General features: G+C 67.8%; 8 protein-coding genes and 1 tRNA gene. 7 read left to right on the forward strand and 2 right to left on the reverse strand.

From position 1 onward, the window contains the following. Nucleotides 1-61: 61 nt before the first annotated feature. Both HUU96_RS06320 and HUU96_RS06325 read left to right on the forward strand, forming a co-directional pair. The gene (locus HUU96_RS06320) at nt 62-2,470 is read left to right on the forward strand and encodes a ligase-associated DNA damage response DEXH box helicase (RefSeq protein WP_174291993.1); all 2,409 of its coding nucleotides are present in this window, start codon (nt 62-64) and stop codon (nt 2,468-2,470) included. A gap of 126 nt (nt 2,471-2,596) precedes the next feature. Continuing rightward, nucleotides 2,597-4,399 (forward strand): aminopeptidase P family protein, encoded by a 1,803-nt coding sequence (locus HUU96_RS06325; protein WP_174291994.1) that lies wholly within the window; start codon nt 2,597-2,599, stop codon nt 4,397-4,399. A 52-nt stretch (nt 4,400-4,451) separates the two neighbouring features. On the opposite strand, the gene HUU96_RS06330 is transcribed toward HUU96_RS06325, so the two are convergent. Beyond that, the gene (locus HUU96_RS06330; protein ID WP_174291995.1) at nt 4,452-4,628 is read right to left on the reverse strand and encodes a hypothetical protein; all 177 of its coding nucleotides are present in this window, start codon (nt 4,626-4,628) and stop codon (nt 4,452-4,454) included. Between the two features lie 91 nt (nt 4,629-4,719). Between HUU96_RS06330 and HUU96_RS06335 the strand changes: the two genes are divergently transcribed. The 3 genes from HUU96_RS06335 to HUU96_RS06345 all read left to right on the forward strand — a co-directional run bounded on the left by HUU96_RS06335 (nt 4,720) and on the right by HUU96_RS06345 (nt 6,823). Further along, nucleotides 4,720-4,794: transfer RNA gene (locus HUU96_RS06335), tRNA-Thr, on the forward strand. A 410-nt stretch (nt 4,795-5,204) separates the two neighbouring features. After that, a complete protein-coding gene (locus HUU96_RS06340; RefSeq protein WP_174291996.1) occupies nt 5,205-6,302 on the forward strand; it encodes a hypothetical protein in 1,098 nt (365 codons plus the stop codon). Between the two features lie 62 nt (nt 6,303-6,364). Continuing rightward, entirely contained in the window at nt 6,365-6,823 is a 459-nt protein-coding gene (locus HUU96_RS06345) for a hypothetical protein (protein WP_174291997.1), read from the forward strand. Between the two features lie 16 nt (nt 6,824-6,839). Here the strand turns inward: HUU96_RS06345 and HUU96_RS06350 are convergent, their stop codons facing one another. Beyond that, complete coding sequence (locus tag HUU96_RS06350; protein WP_174291998.1) at nt 6,840-8,123, reverse strand: hypothetical protein; 1,284 nt, start codon at nt 8,121-8,123, stop codon at nt 6,840-6,842. A gap of 277 nt (nt 8,124-8,400) precedes the next feature. On the opposite strand from HUU96_RS06350, the gene HUU96_RS06355 reads away from it, so the two are divergent. Continuing rightward, nucleotides 8,401-8,754, forward strand: coding sequence for a hypothetical protein (locus HUU96_RS06355; RefSeq protein WP_174291999.1), 354 nt, complete (start codon nt 8,401-8,403; stop codon nt 8,752-8,754). Nucleotides 8,755-8,934: 180 nt separating this feature from the next. Further along, nucleotides 8,935-9,474, forward strand: a 540-nt coding sequence (locus tag HUU96_RS06360; RefSeq protein ID WP_217430275.1) for a hypothetical protein, incomplete at its 3' end; no start/stop codon positions are given.

Below are 9,474 nucleotides of genomic sequence, written 5' to 3' on the forward strand. Positions count from 1 at the left end.
CGGGCCCCTTCCCTCTCCCGCTGGGAGAGGGAGGGAGCGCTGAAGGCGCGGAAGGGTGAGGGTGACCGACCTCCCCCTCCCCCTCACCGACTGGTTCGCCGCGCGTGGCTGGACCCCCCGCCGCCACCAGCTCGATATGCTGCGCGAGGCACGGGCCGGTCGCCATGCGCTGCTGATCGCCAGCACCGGCGCGGGCAAGACGCTGGCCGGCTTCCTGCCGACGCTGACCGAGCTGATCGAGGCGCCGACGGAGGGGCTCCACACCCTCTACGTCTCGCCGTTGAAGGCGCTCGCGGTCGACATCCAGCGCAACCTCGTCACACCGATCGAGGAGATGGGGCTGACCCTGCGCGTCGAGACCCGCACCGGCGACACGCCATCCGACCGCAAGGCGCGCCAGCGGCTCCGGCCGCCGCAGATCCTGCTGACCACGCCCGAGTCGCTGTCGCTGCTGCTCAGCTACCCCGATGCGAACCTGATCTTCGCCAACCTGCGCACGATCGTGATCGACGAGGTCCATGCCTTCGCCACCGGCAAGCGCGGCGACCTGCTCGCGCTGTGCATGGCGCGTCTTCAGCGGCTCTCCCCTACCCTGCGCCGGGTCGCGCTGTCGGCCACCGTCGCCGATGCCGACGGCTATCGCGCCTGGCTGGCCCCCGATGGCGACATCGACGCCGTCAGCCTGGTCCAGGGCGAGCCAGGTGCCGACCCCGACATCGCCATCCTGCTGCCCGAAGGCCGCGTGCCGTGGACCGGCCATTCGGGCCGCTATGCCGCCGAGCAGGTGATGGCCGAGATCGAGACGCATCGCACCTCGATCGTCTTCTGCAACACCCGCAGCCTCGCCGAGCTGATCTTCCAGGACCTGTGGAAGGTCAACACGATGTCGCTGCCGATCGGCGTCCATCACGGCAGCCTGGCGCTGGAGGCGCGGCGCAAGGTGGAGGCAGCGATGGCCGGCGGGCGGCTGCGCGCGCTGGTCGCGACCGCCAGCCTCGACCTCGGCGTTGACTGGGGCGACGTCGATTGCGTGATCCAGATGGGCGCGCCCAAGGGCTCGTCGCGGCTGCTCCAGCGGCTCGGCCGCTCCAACCACCGCCTCGACGAGGCGTCGGAGGGTATCCTCGTTCCCGGCAACCGCTTCGAATATCTTGAGGCGCGGGCGGCACTGGACGCGGTCGAGGCGGGGGAGCTCGACGCCGACCTGTTCCGTCCCGGCGCGCTCGACGTGCTGGCGCAGCACGTCATGGCCTGCGCCTGCGCCGCCCCGTTCCGCGAGGCGGAGCTGCTGGCGGAGGTGCAGTCCGCCCTGCCCTACTCGGCGCTGACCGCGGAGACGTTCGCTCGCGTCCTCGGCTTCATCCGCGACGGCGGCTATTCGCTGCGCGCCTATGACCGCTTCAAGCGCCTGACCCAGGATGCCGACGGGACGTGGCGCGTCAGCCACCCGCGCTTCGTCACCCAGCACCGCCTCAACGCCGGCATCATCGTCGAGGCGACGATGCTGACCGTCCGCTTCAAGAACGGCCGCGCGCTCGGCAAGGTCGAGGAGGCGTTCGCCGCGACGCTCAGCCACGGCGACACCTTCTTCTTCGCCGGGCTCAGCCTGGAGGTCGAGAAGATCGACCTGGAGGACCTGGTGGTGCGCGCCACCAGCCGCCCGGCGCGCATCCCCACCTATGGCGGAAGCCGGATGCCGCTGTCGACCAACCTCGCCAACCGGGTGCGCGACTTCCTCGACAGCCCCGGCGAATGGGCGCGCTTCCCAGACGATGTCCGCGAGTGGCTGGAATATCAGGCCAAGCGCTCGGTGCTGCCCAAGCCCGGCCAACTCCTCGTCGAGACCTTCCCGCGCGAAGGGCGGCACTACTTGGTCGCCTACAGCTTCGAGGGCTGGAACGCGCACCAGTCGCTCGGGATGCTGGTCACGCGGCGGATGGAAACGGAGGGGCTGAAGCCGCTGGGCTTCGTCGCCAACGACTATGCCATCGCCTGCTACGGGCTGAAGCCGGTGACCGATCCCGCCCGGCTGTTCAGCGCCGACATCCTGGAGCGTGAGTTCGTCGACTGGGTGGAACGATCGCACCTCCTGAAGCGCGCCTTCCGCGAGGTGGCGGTGATCGGCGGCCTGGTCGAGCGCCAGCATCCCGGCAAGCGCAAGACCGGCAAGCAGGTCACCTTCTCCACCGACCTCATCTACGACGTGCTGCGTCAGTACGAGCCTGGCCACTTGCTGCTGGAGGCGGCCTGGGCGGACGCGCGGGCGCGAATGACCGATGTCGGCCGGCTCGCCAACCTGCTCGACCGCGCGGCGGAGACGATGGTCCATGTCGACCTGCCGCGCGTCACGCCGCTGGCGGTGCCGGTGCTGACCCTGATCGGCCGCGAGCGGGTGGCGACGGCCGGGGCCGACGACGCGCTGCTGATCGAGGCCGAGGCGCTGGCGGCGGAAGCGATGCGGCTGGATTGAGGCCGCCCTCACCCTTCCCGCCGCCTGCGGCGGCTCCTTTCCCTCTCCCATTGGGAGAGGGAGGGAGGCGCATAGCGCCGGAAGGGTGAGGGTGACCGCATCTAGGGAAGCCGATAGGAGAGGGTCATGACCTCCTATAATAACCGCCTCACTGCCCTGCGCGCCGAACTCGCCGCCCGCGACCTTGACGGCTTCGTCGTGCCCCTCACCGACGAGCATATGAGCGAATATGCCGGCGGCTATGCCCAGCGGCTCGGCTGGCTGACCGGCTTCGGCGGCTCGGCCGGGACGGCGGTGGTGCTGGCCGAGACGGCGGCGATCTTCGTCGACGGCCGCTATGCGATCCAGGTGCGCGAGCAGGTCGACGGGGCCGACTGGGACTATGTTGGCGTACCCGCACACAGCGTCGCCAGCTGGCTCGGCGCACACGCATCGGCGGGCGCGCGGATCGGCTACGACCCCTGGCTGCACACCACCGGCTGGGTGCAGCAGGTCGGTGCGGCGCTCGGCGATGCCGGTGCGAGCCTCGTCGCGGTCGACGCCAACCCCGTCGATGCGGTCTGGAGCGACCGCCCACAGCCCAGCGACGCACTGCTCAAGGTGCAGGATGACGAGGTTGCCGGTGCCGGTTCCGCCGCCAAGCGCGCCGCGATCGCCGACTGGCTGTCGGCCGAGCGGGCGGACGCGGTGGTGCTGACCGCGCTCGACTCGGTCGCCTGGGCGCTCAACATCCGCGGCGGCGACGTCGACCACACGCCCGTCGCGCGCGCCTATGCGATCGTCCATGCCGACGGCGCGACCGACCTGTTCGTCGAGCCGGGCAAGGTCACCGACGCGGTCCGCCGCCATCTCGGCAATGCGGTGCGGCTTCAGCCCTATACCGCGTTCGCCGGGGCACTGGCGCAGTTCGCGGGCAAGCGCGTCGCCGCCGACCCGGAGCGGGCCGTCACCGCCATTCATTCGGCACTGGCGGCGGCAGGCGCGACGGTGCTGGCCAAGCGCGATCCCGTCGTCCTCGCCAAGGCGATCAAGAACCCCGCCGAGGTTGCCGGCCACCGCGCCGCGAGCATCCGCGACGGTGCGGCCCTGACCCGCTTCCTGCGCTGGGTGGAGGAGGAGTGTCCCAACGGCGGCCAGACCGAACTCTCCGCCGCCGCCCGCCTGCTCGCGTTCCGGCAGGAGACGGGGCGGCTGCTCGACACCAGCTTCTCGACCATCGCGGCCACCGGCGCGCACGGTGCGATCCCGCATTACCATGTCGACGAGGCCTCGAACGCGCCGATCCTGCCCGGCCAGCTGTTCCTGATCGACTCGGGCGGGCAATATGCCGACGGCACCACCGACGTCACTCGCGTGATGCCGATCGGCGCTCCCACCGCCGAGATGCGCGACCGCTTCACCCGCGTTCTCAAGGGCCACATCGCCATCGCCTCGGCGGTCTTTCCAGACGGCACGCTCGGCGGCCAGATCGACGCCTTTGCCCGCCGGCCGCTCTGGGAGGCAGGGCTCGACTACGGCCACGGCACCGGTCACGGCATCGGCTCCTACCTGGCGGTGCACGAGGGGCCGCAGCGGATCGCATCGCCCGACTATCCCGGCGGTGCCGCGATGGAGCCGCTGCGCGCCGGCATGATGCTGTCCAACGAACCCGGCTACTACAAGCCGGGCGAGTACGGCATCCGCATCGAAAACCTGGTGCTGATCGAGCCGGTCAGCATCGCCGCGGGCGATCTGGATCGGGCGATGCTGGGCTTCGAGACGCTCACCCTGGCACCGATCGAGCGCGATCTGATCGATCCGGCCCTATTGACGAGCGACGAGCTTTCGTGGCTCAATGCCTATCACGCCAGGGTGACCGAGACACTCGGCCCCGCACTCGCTGGAGAGGACCGGGCATGGTTGGAACGAAAATGTGGGCGCGTCGGCTGATCGTCGTGGTCGCGGTTGTCGGGTTCGGCTGCGCGGCATCGGGCGTCTGCTATCAAGCGGCGGGCGCGGCATTATCGCTGGGATCGCTCGCGCTGTCGCACTGATCGTCGGTTGCGGTCGGCCGCTCGCCCGGTGACGCGGTGTTGCCCCGCACCTGCTGCTTGCGCCGGACAAGGTTGGCGCGCAGCTGTGCGGCAAGGCGGCCGGGACGGTCGGGATCGGCAGGCATGGCGGCTAACTAGCCCACCCTCCCGCGCCTTGACAATCAAGCGCCCCTCCGCTCTAGCCGCGCTTCGCCGGCGGCAGCTCCGCCCGGCCATGCTGCCGTAGCTCAGTGGTAGAGCGCATCCTTGGTAAGGCTGAGGTCGTGAGTTCAATCCTCACCGGCAGCACCATTTTTCAACTAGTTAGGCCTAGCGCTCTGGGTGGTCCGCCGGGCTGGCAATCACCTGGCAAGCACAGCGGGTAAGAGCCGGCTTCGGCGGACCCGCCCTTTCCCTCTCCCCTCAGAACAGAGCAAATTGGGAGCGCCGCCGGGCGGGAGTTGCCTACGGCAGGCCTCCACGGACGTTGACTGGTCGAAGCCTGGTTGAGGAGCATCGTTGGTGGAACTCGCACTGACCGCTTTGGAACGACAACAGGCACAAGCGCGCCCTCATTCACGTCTCCACGAGTGGTGACTACGCGCCCAGCGGCAGGTGGCTTGCCAGCCTGGGTCGGGGGTGGATGTATGGTGCCGGGCAGTCTTGCGGTTGAGGCCCGGCCACTGGCCAATACGATCACGATCAGCGAAGAATAGCGAACCATGATCCGCTTGATCAGCCCGCGTCCGTTCACGTTAATCGCGCTTTACGGTATCGCTGCGGCGACGCCTTGTTGGTCGGCCGGGCAAGAGGCGAAGAACCAGGCAACAGCGGTACAGACGGTGATCCTCCCGGCCAGCGATAATGCCGCAGGAACCGCCCGTCCGTCGCTCGCTCGAAGTTTCGGCGACGGGCGGCTCACCCACGTCGCGATCGTCGACGCCTCCGTCGATCCGGACGGCTGCATGACGGCACCGTTGTCTACGTGGTACCCCGAGCCAGCATCCGGCCAGCGAACTGCCGCGCTGGAGGTTATAGCCACCACCTTGCGTGATCGCGGCGTCACCGTCGATCTCGTCGCGGGTGGCGACGTTCAGGTGGTTGACGCAGCCAAGCAGGCACGGCTGAAAGGGCGCAAGGGCTCCTACAGCCTGTCGTTCGGCGGCGGCGCGGGACGCTGGTTCGCCACCCGTCTCGAGATGGTCGCCTGTGCCCAGGTCGATCCCGACGAGGATCGGCGCCGCCGCCGGCCGCATGCCGCGCTAGCCGCCATGCTGACAGCGCTGCACCAGGACGTCGTGCTGGCGATTGGCGAGAGCGAGGCCAGCTCGAAGGGGCCGAGCTGGAACATCATCGAGGGCGAGCTCAGCAGCAGCGGCAATAGCCTGGACTCCGGGACCTCGTCGGCAAAGGTCGCAGCGATGCTGGTGCTGAAAGATGGATCGGTGCCCTGGTCGGGCGAAGCCACTGCGGAAGGTGCCCTGCGGTCGCCGTTCGATGAGCAAGCTGTGGCCAGCCTGAAGGCGTACATGGAAGGTGAGATGCGCAAGATGGAAGCGTATCGTGTCGCCCACCCCGATGCCGACCGGCCACCGCCCGGGATAGACGAGCACATGTTCGACGCGATCGCATCAGGAGACCTCGAGCAGGCGCCGATCGGCTCCACGCTAGGCCCATCGGCCGCCGTGACGTTGCAAGCGGCTGTCGACCGGCTTCTCGATCAACTCCGGCCGGTGCTGCCGGGTGAGAAGGCCGTGCTTCCCGCTCCAACGGCCACCCGGCCAATCGACGCAGGTGCGTCCGTCACCAAGGCCCGATAAGAGCATCGCCGGCGTGCAGGCGTGTGCTGTCATCCGGCCGGGAACAAGCAAGGAGACTCATCGTGAACCTTCATCCAACCTCGCGACTCGCCCTCACCTTCCTGTTCACCGCCGCCTGGGGTAGCATCTCGGCACCCGCCGCCGCGCAGGACTTGCCGACCGACGCACAGGTTCAGGCGGCGTTCGGCGCTACGTACAACCATCTTGGGCTGATGGAGTATTGCGCGGCCAAGGGGTTCGCCACCGCCGCCGATGTCGCCAACACCCGCAAGATGGTCGATGCGGTGACCAGGGGCATCACGGTGGGTGCCGCGGCTCGCGCGCAGGAGACGGTCGGCGAAGGTGGCACCATCATCGGCGAGCAGGTCATCGGCCTGATGGACTCGAGCAACCCTGCGCGTCCCGAGGTCGTGCCGGCGGGCAAGACCATGTCGCTGGCCGACAATGCGCGTGTGCAGAAGACCTCCGAGCGGGTGCTCTGCGGTCAGATGGCAGCTCAGGGGGCACCGCTCCCGCAATAGCAGGCAGTCCGCCGTATCAGCGGGTGCAGCCCGCCTGATGCTCGACCTGGCTGGCACGGGTCAGCTCGGCTCGGAACGTCGCGTTTCCAGGCGCGGCGATCGTGCGTCGGCTGGCTTCTCCGTGCCAAGCGGCTAGACGGGTGCAGGCGAGCTTGCGCGCCCAGGGGCTCTGGTCGTCGTTGCGGATCACGAACTCCTGCGGATGGCTGGGCAGATAACGGACCGTGAACACGTCTCCGACATCCGGGTAGATGCCGGTGTCGCCAAGACCCAACACGTTGAAGTCGTCGGTCCGATACTCGCCCGCCACCACCCGCCGATCGGCCGTGCCGATCAGCACCCAGTAGCCGATCACGTCGTGGCGGTTGTACTGGGTCGAGGTCGCGAACCTGCCGGTCACGCTTGCCGCTCCCGTCTCGCCATAGCAATCGATCAGCTGGGTCGCGAGCGTGCTACCGAACAGCATGTTGAGGATGAGGAGGGCAAGGCATCCGAAAGCGAGCCAAGTCGGCCAGCGCCGTACAGGTCGATGATGATCAATGACGTCGAACTCGGCGGACGTTACCTCAGCTGACCGGCGCCGGGGTCGCCGGATGACGAGCAGGACGACCGCGAACGGCATCAGCACCGTCATCAGCCCGTACCGCCAGTCGGCGAGCAGCTTCAGGCCATGAATGATGGGGTCGAGCACCGCGCCGCCGCCAGGCATGCGCTGCGGCGGAGGTGTCCAGCCGGCAAGCGAGCCGGTCGGTGCGAGCGGCACCATCTTCGCCACATGCCCCGTCTCGACCCAAGGCGGCGGCTTGACCGTCGCACCGGCCGCCTTGAGCGCCAAGGCATCGAGCAGATAGCGGGTCTCCATCTGGCCAGTGTCGCTCAACTCGGCGCCGCCGGCATCGATGATCGCGATGTCGGCACCGTGACGCGCCACGACGATGGTCGGCGACGGCCGAGCGACCGCGTCATCGCCGCCGCCGCTGATCGCCATCGATGGGCGTATGTCGCCACGCGGCTGCCGGTCGAGCTGTGCCTGCGCGCGACGAGCATCGGCGATGTGGTAGAAGGCGAGCATCGCCGTCCGCCGCACCGCGTCCGCCGCATGGTTGTTCGGCTGCGCGAGCCACTTGCAGGTCGCCATGCCGGGCGCGGGATAATAGTTGTAGCCATCGATCACCCCGCCTGCGCCTGCGAGCAGCAGCGGCTCCAGGTCCATGCTGGTGAGCAGGGTGCAGGCATCCGGATCGGGACGCGGGTCGGCCGTTGCTGCCCGGGCTGGCGCGCCAGCCAGCGTAGCAAGCATGGCCAACGCTGCGATCGCGGCTGCCAGCAGCAAGCGAGGTCCAGCGTGGTTGTTCGTTCCCATCGCTAGCTGGCCTTCCGCTCCAATAGGCTCAACACCAGCTTGGCGCCGATTGAGAAGATAGCCAAGGCTGCCGATCAATGGCGACGCAGGTCTGCGTTGGCGCGCCTGCTCCCGGGGTGAACCCGTTCTCGCCACCGCCCCAGGGGGTCAGGCCTGTTCGAAGAACTCGTTCACGAAGACAGCGTCGGGCTATTCGATTGACGCCGAGTGGAAGATGAACGGCATGACGATGAGCACGACCGGCGAGGTCAGCGGCGACTCCTCGTCGGCATATACGATTGCGATGAAGACCAGGATGACCGGCGCCAATATAGCCCGCCGCGATGCAGACCGAACGCGCCTCGACAGTCACCGTCAAGTACATTGGCGCTTGCTCGCCCGGTATGGCACCGAGGACCACCAAGCAGGCGGGCTGACGTTTTCCACCGCGGTGCCGGCCGACGTCGGCGTCGCGTTAGTGAAAGTGAGGGCAGCGCAGGCAATCATCCGCGCTCCTTCTCCCCTCCGCCTGTCTGTGTCGCTGGCAGAGCTGCGGTTCGGCACCCGAACGGGAGCGGAACACGGTTAGTGTAGATGCTTCACGAAGCAGACAGGCTGCTTTAATGGCAAATCTGGTGGATAGCGGAATGGCCGCTTTTTCGGAAGGTGATCGCGCGGAGGCGGACGCCTGTTCAGGCGGCGGGGAAAGTGGCTCTAACGCCTGCCGTTGGTGGATCGCTACGACAATTCTGGAAGATCGAGCTGATCGATGACCGCTGAGATCGCGATCCTCAACCGCACCGCGGTAGCCTTGGCAGCCGACAGCATCGTCACGCTGGCCGGACCACGGTCGTCGAAGACCTATGATTCAGCGGAAAAGATTTTTCAGCTTTCGCGCTACCAGCCGATCGGGCTGATGATCTACAACAATGCCCTCTTCATGAATGCGCCGCTCGAGGTAGTCGTCCGCCGTTATCGTGAGACGATTAGCACTTCGGGCTTCACCGAAATTGTCCAAGTCTGGCCGGATTTCGAGCGGTTCCTTCTCGCCTTCGAGCGCGAGAAGGTCGACGAACTCGAGCATTTCCAAGGAATGGTCAGCTTCGAACTGAAGCGGTTCGGCGACATGCTGCTCAAGCACATGTTCGACAGCGTCGCGGGCGGCAAGAAGCGCAAAGAAATCGAGCCGCCAGGAGAATTCCTCGCTCGTCGGATCGACGAGCGCAAGGCCGAAGCCGACGCGAGGCTCCTGTCGCTGTGGATCGGCGTGCAAAAGGGACCCCCTTGGCGGGGTGATCGGCGTCCAACA

It is taken from the genome of Sphingomonas bacterium (genome assembly GCF_903644135.1).
Taxonomy (GTDB): domain Bacteria; phylum Pseudomonadota; class Alphaproteobacteria; order Sphingomonadales; family Sphingomonadaceae; genus Sphingomonas.

Bases quoted from the DNA above. Each gene is read 5' to 3' on its own strand.
- HUU96_RS06325 (WP_174291994.1), top strand. From the start codon at position 2,597: ATGACCTCCTATAATAACCGCCTCACTGCCCTGCGCGCCGAACTCGCC.
- HUU96_RS06340 (WP_174291996.1), top strand. From the start codon at position 5,205: ATGATCCGCTTGATCAGCCCGCGTCCGTTCACGTTAATCGCGCTTTAC.
- HUU96_RS06350 (WP_174291998.1), bottom strand. From the start codon at position 8,123: ATGCTTGCTACGCTGGCTGGCGCGCCAGCCCGGGCAGCAACGGCCGAC.
- HUU96_RS06355 (WP_174291999.1), top strand. From the start codon at position 8,401: ATGAACGGCATGACGATGAGCACGACCGGCGAGGTCAGCGGCGACTCC.
- HUU96_RS06330 (WP_174291995.1), bottom strand. From the start codon at position 4,628: ATGCCTGCCGATCCCGACCGTCCCGGCCGCCTTGCCGCACAGCTGCGC.